This window comes from Paraburkholderia acidicola (genome assembly GCF_002362315.1).
Classification (GTDB): Bacteria; Pseudomonadota; Gammaproteobacteria; order Burkholderiales; family Burkholderiaceae; genus Paraburkholderia; species Paraburkholderia acidicola.
Genome location: NZ_MTZV01000004.1, coordinates 1,445,013 through 1,461,216, shown reverse-complemented (window position 1 = coordinate 1,461,216; position 16,204 = coordinate 1,445,013). Strand labels below are relative to the sequence as shown.

Genomic DNA, 16,204 nt, shown 5'->3' with positions numbered 1-16,204 from the left:
GTTAGATCTGGTTTCAAACCCCGAGCAGGTCGTGCAGCACCGGCATCTTGCATTCGAGTTCCCCGGCCCCGAAGTGTTCGACGATACGTCCATGCTCCATCACATAGAAGCGATCGGCGAGCGGCGCGGCAAAGCGGAAGTTCTGTTCGACCATCACGATCGTGTAGCCGCGCGCTTTCAGCGTCATGATCATGCGTGCAAGCGTCTGCACGATGACCGGTGCAAGTCCTTCGGAAATTTCATCGAGTAGCAGCAGATTCGCACCGGTGCGCAGGATGCGCGCCACCGCGAGCATCTGTTGCTCGCCACCGGAGAGGCGCGTGCCCTGGCTCATGCGGCGCTCCGCGAGATTCGGAAACATCGCGTAGATTTCGTCGAGCGACATCGCATTCGCAGCCGCACCGACCAGCGGCGGCAACAGCAGATTCTCTTCACACGACAGACTCGAGAAAATGCCGCGCTCTTCAGGGCAATAACCGATCCCGCAATGGGCGATGCGATGCGTTGCAAGTGCAATCGTCTCGCGCCCGCCGATGCGGATCGAACCGGTACGCCGACCGGTCAGCCCCATGATCGCGCGCAACGTCGTGGTGCGGCCTGCACCATTGCGGCCGAGCAGCGTGACAACCTCGCCGCGGTGCACGGTTAGATCGACGCCGTGCAATATGTGGGATTCACCGTACCAGGCCTGTAGCCCGGCAATTTCCAGCGCCGGCTCTGCGCTGCTTGCCGCGTCGCTGACCTCGATGTTCTCGCGTTCGGTCACGGTGTTCATGCGTGGGCTCCTGCCAGCGCTGCCTCGGCACTGCCCATATAGGCCTGCATCACGAGCGCGTTCTTCGAGACTTCCGCATAGCTGCCTTCAGCGAGCACTTCGCCGCGTTGCAGGACCGTGATCGTGTCGGAGATGCCGGCAATCACGTTCATGTTGTGCTCGACCATGAGGATGGTGCGACCGCTCGATACTTTTTTGATCAACGCAGTGACGCGGTCCACGTCTTCGTGTCCCATGCCTTGCGTCGGTTCGTCGAGCAGCATCAGTTCGGGTTCCATCGCGAGCGTCGTGGCGATTTCGAGCGCGCGCTTGCGGCCGTATGAAAGCTCGACGGTTGGGACATCGGCGAAATCGGTGAGACCGACCTGCGTGAGCAGATCCATCGCGCGATCGTCGAGTTCGCGCAGCGTGCGTTCGCTTTTCCAGAAATGAAATGCGGTGCCAAGCGAACGCTGCAAGCCGACGCGAACGTTCTGCAACACCGTCAGATGCGGAAACACCGCGGATATCTGGAACGAGCGAATGATGCCGCGCCGCGCGATCTGCGCGGGCCGTTCACCGGTAATGTCGACACCGTTGAACACGATCTGCCCGGCAGTGGGCACGAGAAACTTCGTGAGCAGATTGAAGCAGGTGGTCTTGCCGGCGCCGTTCGGGCCGATCAGCGCATGGATGGAACCTCGGCGCACGCGCAGGTTCACCCCGTTGACGGCGATGAAGCCTTTGAACTCCCGTGTCAGTCCCCGCGTCTCGAGAATCGTATCGCCGAGAATCATGTTCCCTTCCGTGCGAAGTAAGGCGAAGCACGACGAACTTCTGCGCGAGCGCCTCGCGACATGAAGACGACGACAACCCCGTGCCGTTCGTGACGTGGTGCGTCAATGCGGACGGTAATCCATGCCGCACCACGCAGCATGGAGGCCATTGTCGCGCCAATGATGCAGCGCAATCATTGGGATTTGCACTTAGTGACCCTTAGCGACACTTCGATGCCTGGCGCTCTTGTGGAGCAACCAGGCGTTTGTGTCTACGGGAAAGCACTGACGTACATGTCATGCAATCGACATGGCGGGCGTGGGAATTGCGTTGAGTGAAGAAGCGGAAGCGGTAAGACGCGCGCGTCGATCGGCGCGAATCATTTCGCTTGCGCGCTCGGCGATCATCAACGTCGGCGAGTTCGTGTTGCCCGACGTGATGTTCGGCATGACCGATGCATCGACGACGCGTAGTCCTTCGACACCGAGCACACGCAAGCGGCTATCGACAACGGCGCCGGCATCGTCGGCGGTGCCCATGCGGCAGGTGCCAACCGGATGGAAGATCGTCGTGCCGACCTGACCCGCTGCGGCCCGCAGTTCTTCTTCCGTCTGGAACTGGAGACCGGGCAGGATCTCCTGCGGCTGATAGCGCGCAAGCGCGCTCGCACCCACGATACGGCGCGTGAGACGCAACGCGTTGGCGGCAACGTGACGGTCGTAGTCGGTGGAGAGATAGTTCGGTGCGATCGCGGGCGGTGCATGCGGATCGCGCGACGCGATGTGCACGCTGCCACGCGACGTCGGACGCAGGTGACACACCGACGCCGTGAACGCATTGAAACGATGCAACGGCTCACCGAAGCGATCGAGCGACAACGGCTGCACGTGATACTGCAGATCGGGTCGCGTGAGCGATGGATCGTCGGGATCGGACTTCGCGAACGCGCCGAGTTGCGACGGCGACATCGACATCGGGCCGCTCTGGAACAACGCGTACTGCAAACCGATCTGCAGCTTGCCCCACCAGTGCGCAGACAGCGTGTTGAGCGTACGCACACCGTCGACCTTGAACGCCATGCGCAGTTGCAGATGGTCCTGCAAGTTCTCGCCAACACCGCGCAGATCATGCACGACGTCGATACCGAGTCCCTGCAGACGCGTACCGTCGCCGACACCGGACAGTTCCAGCAAGTGCGGCGAGTTGACCGATCCCGAACTCAGCACCACTTCGCAGCGCGCCTTCGCGAGATAGTCGATCCCGTTGCCGCGATACTCGACGCCGACGCAACGCTTGCCTTCGAATACGACGCGTTGTGTAACGGCGCCGGTGATGATGGTCAGGTTCGGACGCGCAGACGCTGCGCGCAGATACGCCTTCGATGCGTTCCAGCGAATGCCGCGTTTCTGGTTGACGTCGAAGTAGCCGACACCGGTGTTGTCACCGCGGTTGAAATCGTCGGTGGCGGGGATGCCGGTTTGCTGTGCGGCCTGTGCGAAGGTCTCGAGAATCTTCCATTGCAGGCGCTGCTTCTCGACGCGCCACGGGCCACCGCTGCCGTGCCATTCATTCGCACCGCCGTGATGATCCTCGCTGCGTTTGAAGACCGGCAGCACCGCGTTCCACGACCATGCGGGGTCGTCGGTTACGCGCGCCCACTCGTCGTAGTCTTCGCGCTGTCCGCGCATGTAGATCATGCCGTTGATCGACGAGCTGCCGCCGAGCACGCGACCACGCGGATACGACAGCGAGCGGCCATTGAGGCCGGCTTCCGGCTGCGTCTTGTAGAGCCAGTCCGTGCGCGGATTGCCGATGCAGTACAGGTACCCGACCGGCACATGGATCCAGTGGTAATCGTCCTTGCCACCCGCTTCGAGCAGCAGCACCGACACGTCTGGATCTTCGGTCAGCCGGTTGGCGAGCACGCAGCCCGCCGTGCCGGCACCGATCACGATGTAGTCGAACTCGCCTTCCAGCGTTCGACTGGACGCACGTGCGTCACCTTCAGTCTTGCTCACCGTCGTCTCCTTCATGAGCCGCCGTCCGCGGCATGCATGGTGACAGTTACAGCGCGTGTGTTACTTCGCCACCGGCATCGTGAACTCGGCGCCCTTCGCGATGCTGTCGGGCCAGCGCTGCATGATGCTCTTGTAGCGCGTGTAGAACCGCACGCCTTCTTCGCCGTACGCGTGATGATCGCCAAACAGCGAACGCTTCCAGCCGCCGAACGAATGCCATGCCATCGGTACCGGAATCGGCACGTTGATGCCGACCATGCCGATCTGGATCTGCCGCGAGAATGCGCGCGCGACGCCGCCATCGGAGGTGAAAAGCGATACGCCGTTCGCGAATTCGTTGGCGTTGATCAGTTCAACCGCGGAAGCGAAGTCCGGCACACGCACGATGCACAGCACCGGCCCAAAAATCTCTTCGCGATAAATCGTCATGTCGGTTTTCACGCCATCGAACAATGTGCCGCCGAGGAAGAACCCCTGCTCATGACCCGCCACTTCATGCCCGCGCCCATCGACCACGAGCTTCGCGCCTGCCGCTACGCCAGCATCGATATAACCCTTCACTTTCTCGCGATGCACAGCTGTGACGAGCGGACCCATTTCAGCTTCGCCATCCATGCCGTTCAAGATCTTCAGCGCCTTCACGCGCGGCGTCAGTCGTTCGATCAGTTCGTCTGCAATGTGGCCGACCGCCACCGCTACCGAAATCGCCATGCAGCGCTCGCCAGCCGAGCCGTAGGCTGCGCCGATCAGCGCATCGACGGCTTGATCGAGATCTGCGTCGGGCATCACCACCAGATGATTCTTCGCGCCGCCCAGCGCCTGTACGCGCTTGCCGTGCTTCGTGCCTTCTGTATAGATGTATTCGGCAATCGGCGTCGAGCCGACAAACGACAGCGCGCTCACGTCCGGATGCACGAGCAACGCATCGACGGCGACCTTGTCGCCGTGCACGACGTTGAATACGCCATCGGGCAAGCCCGCTTCCTTCAGCAGTTCGGCAAGCCGCACCGCAGCCGACGGATCGCGTTCCGATGGCTTCAGCACAAACGTATTGCCGCATGCGATCGCGACCGGGAACATCCAGGCCGGCACCATCATCGGGAAATTGAACGGCGTAATGCCGGCGACCACGCCGAGCGGCTGACGCAGATTCCAGTTGTCGATGCCACCGCCGATCTGATCGGTGAAATCGGTCTTCAGCAGATTCGGAATGCCGCACGCGAATTCGACGATCTCGATGCCGCGCATCACCTCGCCCTTCGCATCGGAGAACACCTTGCCGTGTTCGCGGGTGATCAGCTCGGCCAGCTCGTCGTGGTGCCGGTCGAGCAGTTCCTTGAACTTGAACATCACGCGCGCCCGCTTGATCGGCGCGGTTTCGCTCCACGCCGGGAACGCGGTTTTCGCTGCGGCCACCGCAGCGTCGACTTCCGCGACGCTAGCGAGCGGCACGCGGGCGCTTACCTTGCCGAGCGCCGGATTGAAGACGTCGCCGAAACGGTCGCTCGTCCCTTCGACCGCGCGGCCGTTGATCATGTGGGTCAGTGCGCGCACGCGCGTTTCGTTTTGATGTGTCTCGCTCATGGGTTCCTCGTTCGGTGGGTCTCGTGTGTCGGGCGTCGCCGCGGCTTCTCGAATTCACTGATGCACAGCGTAATCGCGAGACCCGCAGCAAATCCAATGAGTTATGCTCAATTGCGTTATAAGGCGCGCTAATATCAGCGGATGGACCCGACGCTATGGACTTAACCCTTCTACGGGCGTTCGTGACCGTCGCGCGCGAGGGCAACCTCACGCGCGCGGCCGTGCACCTGCACCTGACCCAGCCAGCCGTGAGCCTGCAGATCAAGAATCTGCAGGAAACGCTCGGCGTGACGCTTTTCACGCGCACGTCCCACGGTCTCACGCTGACGCGCGACGGCCAGTCGCTGCTGCCGCACGCCGAACGTGCGCTGGTCGCAGCCGGCGATGTGCAGCGCGCGGCCGCAACGCTGCGCCATGAAATCCGCGGACGGCTGCGTATCGGCACAATCCTCGATCCGGAATTTCTGCGCCTCGGCGGCTTTCTGAAGCAGCTCGTCGAAACCTGGCCGCACATCGAAACCGCATTGCGGCACGGCATGTCGGGCTGGGTGCTCGACCAGGTGCGGGCGCGCGAGCTCGACGTGGGCTACTACATCGGTCGGCCCGCCGAAGACGAAGGACGCGACGGCAGCGTTTTTCATACGGTGACGCTGACACATTTTCAGTACCGGGTGCTCGCTCCCGCCGGCTGGAAAGACCGCGTGAAGACCGCGCGCGACTGGCGTGCGCTTGCCGCGCTGCCGTGGATCTGGACACCGCCGGCGTCGGCGCATCACCGGTTGTTGTCCCGCCGGTTCGCCGAGGCCGGCGTCACGCCGGTCAAGGTCGCGGAAGTCGATCAGGAGCCGTCGATGCTCGATCTCGTCAAATCGGGTGTCGGCCTCACGCTCGCCCGCGACGCCACCGCGCTGGCCCAGGCACATGCTCATGCGCTAACGATCGTCGACGGCATCACGGTGCCGACCGAACTCGCGTTCGTCACGCTGGCCGCACGCAAGGAAGAACCTGCGATTGCCGCCGCGTTGAAGCTGATCGAGCAGCAATGGTCCACCTAGCTTCACAACGCGTGACGGAGCGAGCCGCAACACCACAGGCAATATGAGCAGCGCTGATAAAGGCGAGCGTAACAACACCGTCACGCGCTTTTTGCTAGATTCAGACTTTGTGCACGGCGCCTCGACGCCGTGCTGCCGTTTTTACTCCCGGATCCAGTCCGCATAACTCGCCCGGTTGTCGTGAGCGCTGCGGTTCAGCCATCCATCGTCCGTCGTTTCATCAGGAGCTTCACATGGCACGCAACATCGAAATCAAGGCCCGCGCACGGCAGTTCGACCAGCTTCTCGCCCGCGCCGCTGAACTCTCGCCTGAAGCACCGCTGATCTTTCGCCAGCAGGACTTTTTCTACGACGTACCGCGTGGGCGCCTGAAATTGCGCCAGTTCGATGACGGCACGCCTGCCGAACTGATCTTCTACCAGCGCGACGACCGCGACGGCCCGAAGGCGTCGTACTACACGCGCAGCCCCGTGACGAACCCGGAAGCGATGCACTCGCTGCTCGCCACCGCGCTCACGACGCGCGGCATCGTGACCAAGGAACGGCATGTGTATATCGTGGGGCGCACGCGGATTCATCTCGATCGCGTCGACGGCCTTGGCGATTTCATTGAACTCGAAGTGCTGCTAGCGCAGGACGATGACGAGGAAGGCGGCGAAGTCGAAGCACACGCGATGTTCGCGAAGCTCGGCGTGCCGGAGTCCGATCTCGTGGCCGTGGCTTATGTGGACTTGCTGAACGCCGATTCGGAGCCGCTGCAGGCCGCCTGATGAAGCCTGATTGAGAGGCCCGCGCGCGACGACAGCAACGCGCATGGCCCCTCGCAGCCGGGCTTCAGGCCGGCGCCGCCCCGGCCGCCAGGTGACCGAGCGGCAACGGCCCGTTGCGCTTGAACGTGGTCAGCACGATATTGGAGCGCACGCTGTCGACGCCCGTCACGCGCATCAGCTTCTTCATCACGAACGACGACAGCGAGCCGAGGTCCGGCGCGACGATGCGCAGCAGATAATCGGCGTCGCCGACCACCGCGTGACACTCGAGCACTTCCGGTAGCGCGTCGATCTGCTGCTGGAACTGCTCGATGATCGAATCGCCGTGATGCGCGAGCTTCAGACTCGTGAAGGCCGTCACGCCGAGGCCGAGCTTTTCCGGCCGCAGCACGACGCGGTAGCCATCCACGATGCCGGTCGCTTCGAGCCGCTGGAGCCGGCGGCCGATCTGCGACGGCGACAGCGGCACCTGTTCGCCGAGCTGCTGATGGGTAGCCCGGCCGAAGCGCTGCAACACCTCCAGCAGCGCGAGATCGAAGTGATCCAGTTCAAGCATGAAGCTCCTCCGCGTATTTTCCGTTTATATGCGAACTAATCGCATCTATCGTTTTTAAACTGACGAATACGTGCTCATTCAGCGCGATGTCCGCTCTAAGGCTGCAAATCTACCTGAATCGGCAGGTGCCTGCAGCGACGTGCCCACCTCCGCCCTGGAACAGGCATGTACCGGCTGCGCGGAAAAGCGTGAAAATAGACGACCCGGGGCGTGCGCTCAAATCAACCGGCGCGTTCGATCCAACCACAGGCAGGTGACACGATGATCCACAAACTGACTTCCGAAGAACGCGCGACCCAACTCGCGAGTCTCGCCGGCTGGAATGCGGCGACCGGCCGCGACGCGATCCAGCGCCAGTTCAGCTTCGCCGACTTCAACGAGGCCTTCGGCTTCATGACACGCGTGGCCATCAAGGCACAGGAGATGGACCACCATCCCGAGTGGTTCAACGTCTACAACAAGGTGGAAATCACGCTGTCGACCCACGAGGCGAATGGTCTGACCGAACGGGATATCAAGCTCGCGCGTTTTATCGACGGGATTGCGAAAGCGGCGTCGCGGGACTGATGCGGGGCGTAGTTATGCCCGCAATGCGCGGCTGGAACATGCGGCGAACGGGGATTGAAAGGGGTTTGGAGGTCGGCAGGCGTGCAAACCTTCAGTTCTACAGGCTGTTCTTAAGGCGGGTGTAAGAATCCCAGGCATCACCGGCGATGGGGTCTAAACGTTCCCGCGCCAGCGCGTTCTGACGCTGTACAATCATCAGCGCATAGGGCTTGGAGAGCGCGCTAGCCTCCTTGCACAGAACAAGTTCGTCGCCGCTTGCAGGTGAGCGGGCACGCCAGAAGTTGATCGCGGCTTCCAGTTCGTGGATCGTAATATCGGACATGATTCTCGTGGTTGCACCCTGGCGTATCGTACGGCAACGCTGCACGGTTCCCGCGCAGCAGACACCGCGGTGAACCGTGACCTGATATGCCTAACCCATTGTACTTGAGCGAAATCCATGCGACTCCTTCTGATCGAAGATGACCGCCCCATCGCACGCGGCATCCAAAGCAGCCTCGAACAAGCCGGCTTCACGGTCGACATGGTCCACGACGGCATCTTCGCCGAACAGGCTCTCACCCAAAACCGCCACGAACTCGTGATCCTCGATCTGGGTCTGCCCGGCATCGACGGAATGACGCTGCTGTCGCGCTTTCGCCAGAGCAACCGGCACACGCCGGTCATTGTGCTGACCGCGCGCGACGAGCTGAACGACCGTGTGCAGGGCCTGAATTCCGGCGCCGACGACTACATGCTGAAGCCGTTCGAACCCGCCGAACTCGAAGCGCGCATCCGCGCCGTGATGCGTCGTAGCGGTCCGCACGGCGATATGCCGCGTCCGGAAGTATCGCTGGGCGGGGTGCGCCTGTCGGGTGTCGACCGCCGCATCTTCAACGACGACAAGCCGCTCGAACTGTCGCCGCGCGAATTCGCCGTGCTCGAAATGCTGTTGCTGCGCCACGGCCGCGTGGTCAGCAAGGCACAGTTGCAGGATCACCTGACCCACTTCGGCGGCGATCTCGGCGATACCGCGATCGAGGTCTACGTGCACCGTGTGCGCAAGAAACTCGAGAGCTGCCGCGTCGAAATCGTCACGGTGCGCGGCTTCGGCTACCTGCTGCAGGAAATCCGCCAGGCGGCCTGACCGCAGCGCGGTATCGGGGCTTCCCGGAGCCCCACCCTGCCTGGCGCCAGGCAGGGGCAGCGGTGCGCACCCGGCAATGCACGCTATGATGCAGGCTTGCTGCGCGCTGCGCCGGCACAAGCCGACGCAGCGCGGTTCTTTCGCCCACGATCCCACGATCCGCTGTCGAGCTTCATCACGACCATGCCCTACCCAGCCGCAAACAGTTTGCGGCGCTCGCTGCTGCGCCGCCTCGCCGCCCCACTTTCGCTGCTCGCGCTCATGAGCGGCCTGATTGCCTACTGGCTTGCGTGGCAATACACGCAGCATGTCGTCGACCGCTCGCTGGCCGACCTCGCCACCGCCATCTCCAAGCAGATCCAGATCGCCGGTCCCGATGCGTCGATCACCGTGCCGCCGCTCGCACAGGCGATGTTCTCCGATCCCGTCGAACAACTCGTGTACCGGATCAGCGACGGCGAAACTGAAATTGCCGGCGATCCGAAGCTGCCGCTACAGGGCGTCAGTGTGCGCCGCATGCATTACGCGTATGTGTTCGAGACCGAGCATGAAGGCACTACCGTGCGCGTCGCGCAGGTCCGCGTCGATCAGTCGGCCGGCAATCCGATCGTCGTCGAAGTGGGCCAGCCAGTACGTCACCGCTTTCAGATCGCCGCGGAATTCCTCGTGGCCATCATGATGCCGCTGTTGCTGTTGCTGCTGGCCGGCTGGGTGATCGTGTGGCGCGTCGTGAACCAGCAGCTCAATCCGTTGACCGATCTCGCCGATTCGCTGAACCGGCAAACCCACACCTCGCTCGAGCCCGTCGACGAAACCTATGTGCCCGTCGAAATCCGGCCGCTGACAGGCGCGCTGAACGCGCTGCTGGGGCGCCTCAAGACCGCCCTCGATGCCCAGCGCAAGTTCATCGCCGATGCCGCCCACCAGCTGCGTACGCCGCTCACCGCCGTCAAGCTGCATGCCGAGCAGGCCGCCGTCGCACGCGACCCGCAGCTGGTGCTTGCCGCCGTGCGCGAGCTGCGTGCCGCGGCGGATCGCGCGGTGCGGCTGTCCAACCAGTTGCTGTCGCTGGCGCGCGCGGAACCGGGTGAACAGGCTGCGCGCTTCGTGAGCATCGACATGGCCACACTCGCATTCGAGACCGGTGCAGAATGGGTGCCGCGCGCGCTCGCCGCGCACGTCGATCTTGGCTTCCAGCGTCTCGACGCCCCGGAAAACGGCCATCCGCTGATCGCGCGCGGCAACCCGGTGCTGTTGCATGAGGTAATCGCGAACCTGCTCGACAACGCGTTGAAGTACGTACCGCCGTCGCGCTTCGACGGCGGACGCATCACGGTGACGGTGTCGCAGGTATCGATTGAAGACATCGCCACGGCGGAGATCATCGTCGAGGACAACGGGCCGGGCGTGCCGAAGAACCAGCAGGCGGATCTGTTCAAGCGGTTCTTCCGCGGCGACGGCCAGAGCGATGGTGGCGTGGACAGCGGCGCGGGTCTCGGCCTCGCGATCGTCCACGACATCATGGCGCTGCATCACGGCAGCGTGCATTACGAGGACGCGCCGGAGGGCGGTGCGCGCTTTATCGTACGGATCCCGCTGGTTGCAAGCAGCGCAGCCGGTGCTGGTCCCGGTGCCCACGACGAACGGCGCAGCGAAAAGAAATCGGCGCACCAAGCGCCGATCGATTTCTAGCAACGGGCTGCGCGCATCGCGCAGCATGGCCTCATTTCTTCTTCTTGCCTTTCTTCGCGTCTTTTTTCGATGCGTCTTTCTTCGACGGCTTGTCCGGCGGCGCGAGCATCGTGCCGCGGCACTTGCGCGACCCGCAACGGCACTCGTATTCGCGCTTGAGCTTCTTCGTCTGCCGCGAATCGATCACGAGACCATAGTCGTAGAACAGTTCTTCATCGACCTCGATGTCGCGCAGCGCATGAATAAACACCTGCCCGTCGATCTCTTCGGCTTCGCAGTTCGGCCCGCACGAGTGGTTGATCCAGCGCGCGTTGTTGCCGTCCACCTTGCCGTCGATCACGTCGCCGTTATCGAGTGCGAAGTAGAACGTGTGATTCGGTTCCGCCGGATTGTGCGGATGGCGGCGCAACGCTTCCTTCCACGAGATCCGCTCGCCCTTGTACTCGATCACGCGTTCACCCGTCGCGATCGCTCCGGTGGCAAATACACCCTTGCCGTGTACGCCCGAACTGCGCACGGCGATCCTGCGTGAACCCATTGAATGAATCCTTGTGAAAAACGGGAGGTGAAAAGTCCTGCCACGGCGACACTGCATGGGCATTCGCGCCGCGCATAGCAAACGCGGCGCCTTGCGGGCGCCGCGTCGACCTGTGCCGCATGTGCGGCACAATCGGCATCCTACACGCTTGGACAGGCTTCGTTCAACAGTCAATAAGACTGGCGTGCATTGTGTGCAGGTTTGCGTGGGTCAATGTGCCGCGATATTCGCGCAGCGACAGGTTCTAACACGCACTCATCGTTGCCCAAACGAAATCTCGCCGAACAACGCCTTCTGGTCGCGCGGCTGCGAGCGCCAGTATTGCGGCGGCGCCTCGACGCTGGCGCCCAGTTGCGCCGCTGCATGCCACGGCCAGCGCGGATCGTAGAGCATCGCGCGCGCCATTGCGACGAGGTCCGCATCGCCCTCACTGACGATCTGCTCCGCATGGGTGGCGTCGGTGATCAGGCCCACTGCGATGGTCGGCAGACCGGTTGCTTGCTTGATGGCGCGGGCAAACGGCACCTGGTAACCTGGCTCGAGCGGAATCTTCTGTAGCGGCGAGACACCGCCCGACGACGCATCAATCCAGTCGCAACCGCGTTTTTTCAGCTCGTCGGCGAACGCTAGCGTGTCGTCGAGCGTCCAGCCACCGTCCACCCAGTCGCTGGCCGAGACGCGCACGCCGACCGGTTTATCCGCGGGGAACGCCGCGCGCACGATGTCGAAGATCTCGAGCGGAAAGCGCATCCGGTTTTCAAGCGAGCCGCCGTATTCGTCGGTACGCTGATTCGCGAGCGGCGACAGGAACTGGTGCAGCAGGTAGCCGTGCGCCGCGTGAACCTCGAGTGCATCGATGCCCAGCCGGACTGCGCGTCGGGCCGTTGCAGCGAACGCTTCGCGAATGCGGTTGAGACCGGCCGCATCGAGCGCGAGCGGCGGCTCTTCACCGTCCTTGTGCGGTACCGCCGACGGCGCATGCGGCAACCAGCCGCCGTCCGCCACCGGAATCAACTGGCCACCGTCCCACGGCGCGGCGCTCGATGCCTTGCGCCCCGCATGGGCCAACTGCATCGCGACGCGAATAGGGGAGTGCTTGCGGATCGCTGCGAGCACGGGCTTGAGCGCCGCCTCGGTGACGTCATCCCACAATCCGAGATCGCCGGGGGTGATACGGCCGTCCGGTTCGACGGCCGTCGCTTCGATGCACAACAGACCCGCGCCCGACAGCGCGAGATGACCGAGGTGGATCATGTGCCAGGCGGTGGCTTCGCCGCGCTCGGCCGAATACTGGCACATCGGAGACACAACGATACGGTTAGGAAGCGTCACGCTGCGCAGCGTGAGCGAAGAAAACAGAGCGCTCATGGATTGAAATCCGAAAAGGCAAATGAGCGATCGAGAATAGCACCGCGGTCGATTTGCTGCAGGGCACCGAACCGGGTCTGCGGGCGGCGCACGAGCACGTAAATAGACCCGCTAAACCCGCACTCGAGCAAGCGTTACGGCTTTGCCTCGACCTGATCCAGCCACTCGCCGAACATGCGACGCGCGGCCGCTTCGAGCGCCGGTCCGAGGCGCGCCGTCTCGTCGCGCAGTTGCAGAACATCCGCGCCTTCGGCGGCGATTTCGGCAGCGTGACCGATCAGCCAGGGCTCGAAACGGTCGGCACGAATCTCCGGATGACACTGCAAACCGAGCACGTGATCTCCCCACGCGAACGCCTGGTTCTCGCACACCGCTGTCGATGCGAGACGTGTCGCGCCGTCCGGGAGATCGAAAGTATCGCCGTGCCAGTGGAGCATCGAGGTGTGCGCCGCATCCAGATGCCGCACCGGCGATGCACGGCCGGCGTCGGTCAGCGTCAGCGGCGACCAGCCGAGTTCGGTCTGCGCACCCTTGTAGACGCGTGCGCCGAGCACGCGCGCGATCAACTGCGCACCGAGACAGATGCCGAGCGTCGGCAGGCCTGCCGCAATCCGCTTCTCGATCTTCTCGACAAGCGGCACCAGCGCGGGATAACGCAGATCGTCGCAGGCGTTGATCGGACCGCCCAGCACCACCATCAGGGACGGTGCAACAGGGTCCGGGGCCTCGATGCGCGCAAACCCCACGTCGAGATAGCGCACCGGACGGCTACGCTCGCCGAGGACCAGTTCCAGACTGCCCAGATCCTCGAAGTGCACGTGGCGGATGGCCAGAACTTCTGGATTCATCGGCGGCTTCCGTCGTCAGGTTGGCAAAAGACAGGTGGCCGCGCGGTACCGGACGAACCGGATGCACGGCAAGACTGCCGCCCGAAGGCGGCTATGGGTCGCAGTGTAGCGGACTCAAACACGGACCTGATCGTAGACCTGAACAACGGACTCAGACCGGCTGGACGAATACCTTCCAGGTCCTTTTCTGTGTCGCCACGTCGGCCGTCTCGTGTACCGAGCAGTCTAGACGCAGATCGGTATCCCCAAGCGACAGGTCGAGTAACGCGCAATGATGCGGCGTCTTCTTCGGATTCTTGCTCGGCTCGAAATACGTACAGGTCACGCACATCCGGTGTAGCGGAATGTGGCCCTGTGCTTCGAGCTGACGAATCGTCTTCAGCAGCGTGCGATAGAAAACCGATTGCTCGTCGCTGCGCAACGTGCCGACCGCCTTCGACAGGAAGTCCGGCCACTGCGCCGCGCGCTTTGCCGCCGTGCGCCCGCGTGTGGTCAAACGCACAGCCAGTGCGCGGCCGTCGTCGAGTGCACGACGTTTTTCGACGAGCCCCTTGCCTTCCAGCGTGCTGACCGCGTCACTGGTCGTAGCGGCGGTCAGTGCAGTTTCACGGGCGATCTCGCCAAGTCGCATCGGCCCCTTGCGCTGCATCAGCAGCACCAGGATCTCTCCCTGGGTCGGTGTGAGACCCGCACCTTCCGCCCATTCCCATGCCTGGCTCCGCATGGCCGTGCTCAGTCGTAACAGGCTGTGGGTGACACGTCCCATCGCCTGCTCTCCGTAAACGCCTTCGCTCATGATCTTTGTTTGGTTGTTGACAGCTTTTCGCTGCATGGTCGGTCGCCATGCGTCAAAACGCCGGCAGCCTGGTGGGGGCACTTCCGCCTGAATCCCGGGCGGGTCGACTTCGTACATCTACTGATTTGAAAAGTATCTCAAAAAAGTACCGTACTGTTTCCTCGCGCTTCTTTCATTTCATTACGCGTGGGACACATCCACTCGAACGATCGCGCAGGGTACGGAAACAACATTCTATTCGAGAGCGGCGAATCGTACAGCTAAGTTATCCGACGGAATCTGTGGATAACTACAGGAACAAGCGCTTAACAACCTGTGCACGATTTCTTGACAACTTGCAGGGCGATGACCGGGTGTCTCAGGTTATCCATGTTTCGCGCGGTCTGCACACAGTCGAATCGCGCGGTTGTGCCGCGCGCAGCGTGATGACTCTGCAGGGAATTATCAGGTTGTCCACAGATGCCGTCGACCCTTGTTAACTACTACTACAGACGTATACATCAGTTCTATAAAAACCTTAGGAAGGTGCTGTCGGAAATAAAGTCGAAAATAAAAAACCCGCTCGAAGCGGGTTCAGGACCTGGGGTTGACACGATTTCCGCGTATTCGCGCTACGCGCGCCACTGCAGGCACTGCTGCCGCACCGCTTCGTGCAACGACTTTTCCTCGGTGACGACGCCGCGCAGCCAGGTTGCATCGTTGATCTGGCTACGTGCAATCGCGCCGACTTCGTCGAGTGCCCGGCCCGAGCCGAGCGCGTCCGCATGCGGTGCGATGCGCTCGAGCGTCTCGATGATGTCTTCCGAAATGGTTTTGCGCGCGCCGGTCTGCGGATCGATGCAGGTGCCCGCCAGACCGAAGCGGCAGGCCTCGAAACGATTGAACGTGTAGACGAGGTAGTCGTCCTCTTTCGGCATCAACGGTTTGTCGAGCAGCAGATGACGCGCCAGCGTCTGGATGTAGCAGGCGATCGCCGCAGCGCGGTCGACGGAAAACGGCGTGTCCATCACGCGGACTTCGATCGTGCCAAAACCCGGTTTGGGACGGATATCCCAGTAGAAATCTTTCATGCTGTTGACGACGCCCGTGTTCACCATCTTCGAGAAGTATTCCTCGAAGCTGTCCCACGTGAGCACGAACGGTGCGCGGCCCGATAACGGAAACGCGAATACCGAGTTCAGGCGTGCCGAATGAAAGCCGGTGTCGACACCCTGCACGAACGGCGACGATGCCGACAGCGCGATGAAATGTGGAATAAAGCGCGACATCGAATGCAACAGATACAGCGCACTATCCGAATCCGGACAACCGATGTGCACGTGCTGGCCGAACACCGTGAACTGCTTCGCGAGGTAGCCGTAAAGCTCGGACAGGTACTGGAAACGCGGCGTATCGACGATCTGCCGTTCGCTCCATTGCTGGAATGCGTGCGTACCGCCACCGCATAGACCGACGTTCAGGCGGTCGGCGGCTGCAACGAGCGTGTCGCGGATCGTGCGCAGATCGGTGACGGCCTGCTCGTGCGAAGTACAGATGCCGGTGGACAGCTCGATCATGCTCTCGGTGATTTCCGGCGTGATGTTGCCCGGAATTTTTTCATCCTTGATGAGCCGCAGCAGATCGGTGCCGGCTTTGGTCAGATCGTAATCGTGCGTGTTGACGATCTGCATTTCGAGTTCGATACCGAACGTAAACGGTTTCGAATCGACGAAGGGTTCGAGTGACATGGCGTTCCCTGGGTCAAATCGGCCGGAT

General features: G+C 62.5%; 16 protein-coding genes. 5 read left to right on the top strand and 11 right to left on the bottom strand.

Annotation, left to right across the window (positions count from 1 at the left end):
* Positions 1–13 precede the first annotated feature (13 nt).
* The 4 genes from BWP39_RS16845 to BWP39_RS16830 all read right to left on the bottom strand — a co-directional run bounded on the left by BWP39_RS16845 (position 14) and on the right by BWP39_RS16830 (position 5,133).
* Positions 14–775, bottom strand: a complete 762-nt coding sequence (locus BWP39_RS16845; protein WP_096721984.1) for an ABC transporter ATP-binding protein — start codon at positions 773–775, stop codon at positions 14–16.
* Positions 772–1,551, bottom strand: a complete 780-nt coding sequence (locus tag BWP39_RS16840; protein WP_091017019.1) for an ABC transporter ATP-binding protein — start codon at positions 1,549–1,551, stop codon at positions 772–774. Before BWP39_RS16840 ends, BWP39_RS16845 begins: the two co-directional genes overlap by 4 nt.
* A 276-nt stretch (positions 1,552–1,827) precedes the next feature.
* Positions 1,828–3,549 carry a GMC family oxidoreductase gene (locus BWP39_RS16835; protein ID WP_235851431.1) on the bottom strand — a complete coding sequence of 574 codons (1,722 nt, stop codon included), beginning with the start codon at positions 3,547–3,549 and terminating at the stop codon, positions 1,828–1,830.
* Between the two features lie 60 nt (positions 3,550–3,609).
* The gene (locus BWP39_RS16830; RefSeq protein WP_096721980.1) at positions 3,610–5,133 is read right to left on the bottom strand and encodes a CoA-acylating methylmalonate-semialdehyde dehydrogenase; all 1,524 of its coding nucleotides are present in this window, start codon (positions 5,131–5,133) and stop codon (positions 3,610–3,612) included.
* A gap of 155 nt (positions 5,134–5,288) precedes the next feature.
* Here BWP39_RS16830 and BWP39_RS16825 point away from each other — a divergent pair, with 155 nt between their 5' ends.
* On the top strand, positions 5,289–6,188 hold the full coding sequence (locus BWP39_RS16825) for a LysR family transcriptional regulator (protein WP_096721978.1): 900 nt from the start codon (positions 5,289–5,291) through the stop codon (positions 6,186–6,188).
* Positions 6,189–6,421: 233 nt separating this feature from the next.
* Entirely contained in the window at positions 6,422–6,958 is a 537-nt protein-coding gene (locus BWP39_RS16820; protein WP_096721976.1) for a class IV adenylate cyclase, read from the top strand.
* A 64-nt stretch (positions 6,959–7,022) separates the two neighbouring features.
* Here the strand turns inward: BWP39_RS16820 and BWP39_RS16815 are convergent, their stop codons facing one another.
* A complete protein-coding gene (locus BWP39_RS16815; RefSeq protein WP_096721974.1) occupies positions 7,023–7,514 on the bottom strand; it encodes an Lrp/AsnC family transcriptional regulator in 492 nt (163 codons plus the stop codon).
* Positions 7,515–7,775: 261 nt separating this feature from the next.
* On the opposite strand from BWP39_RS16815, the gene BWP39_RS16810 reads away from it, so the two are divergent.
* Positions 7,776–8,081 carry a 4a-hydroxytetrahydrobiopterin dehydratase gene (locus BWP39_RS16810; protein WP_096721972.1) on the top strand — a complete coding sequence of 102 codons (306 nt, stop codon included), beginning with the start codon at positions 7,776–7,778 and terminating at the stop codon, positions 8,079–8,081.
* Between the two features lie 97 nt (positions 8,082–8,178).
* Here BWP39_RS16810 and BWP39_RS16805 read toward each other — a convergent pair whose 3' ends face one another.
* Entirely contained in the window at positions 8,179–8,403 is a 225-nt protein-coding gene (locus BWP39_RS16805) for a DUF3717 domain-containing protein (RefSeq protein ID WP_096721970.1), read from the bottom strand.
* A gap of 117 nt (positions 8,404–8,520) precedes the next feature.
* Between BWP39_RS16805 and BWP39_RS16800 the strand changes: the two genes are divergently transcribed.
* Positions 8,521–9,207 carry a response regulator gene (locus tag BWP39_RS16800; RefSeq protein WP_075155370.1) on the top strand — a complete coding sequence of 229 codons (687 nt, stop codon included), beginning with the start codon at positions 8,521–8,523 and terminating at the stop codon, positions 9,205–9,207.
* A 183-nt stretch (positions 9,208–9,390) separates the two neighbouring features.
* The gene (locus BWP39_RS16795; RefSeq protein ID WP_096722685.1) at positions 9,391–10,899 is read left to right on the top strand and encodes a sensor histidine kinase; all 1,509 of its coding nucleotides are present in this window, start codon (positions 9,391–9,393) and stop codon (positions 10,897–10,899) included.
* Between the two features lie 31 nt (positions 10,900–10,930).
* Here BWP39_RS16795 and BWP39_RS16790 read toward each other — a convergent pair whose 3' ends face one another.
* The 5 genes from BWP39_RS16790 to BWP39_RS16770 form a co-directional block, all read right to left on the bottom strand.
* Positions 10,931–11,437: an SET domain-containing protein gene (locus tag BWP39_RS16790; RefSeq protein ID WP_096721968.1), complete on the bottom strand. Its 507-nt coding sequence runs from the start codon at positions 11,435–11,437 to the stop codon at positions 10,931–10,933.
* A gap of 255 nt (positions 11,438–11,692) precedes the next feature.
* Positions 11,693–12,805, bottom strand: a complete 1,113-nt coding sequence (locus BWP39_RS16785) for an NADH:flavin oxidoreductase/NADH oxidase (protein WP_096721966.1) — start codon at positions 12,803–12,805, stop codon at positions 11,693–11,695.
* Between the two features lie 134 nt (positions 12,806–12,939).
* On the bottom strand, positions 12,940–13,653 hold the full coding sequence (locus tag BWP39_RS16780) for a glutamine amidotransferase (protein WP_096721964.1): 714 nt from the start codon (positions 13,651–13,653) through the stop codon (positions 12,940–12,942).
* Positions 13,654–13,804: 151 nt separating this feature from the next.
* Positions 13,805–14,449, bottom strand: a complete 645-nt coding sequence (locus tag BWP39_RS16775; RefSeq protein ID WP_096722683.1) for a MarR family winged helix-turn-helix transcriptional regulator — start codon at positions 14,447–14,449, stop codon at positions 13,805–13,807.
* Positions 14,450–15,060: 611 nt separating this feature from the next.
* On the bottom strand, positions 15,061–16,176 hold the full coding sequence (locus BWP39_RS16770; RefSeq protein WP_096721962.1) for a YbdK family carboxylate-amine ligase: 1,116 nt from the start codon (positions 16,174–16,176) through the stop codon (positions 15,061–15,063).
* Positions 16,177–16,204: the final 28 nt, after the last annotated feature.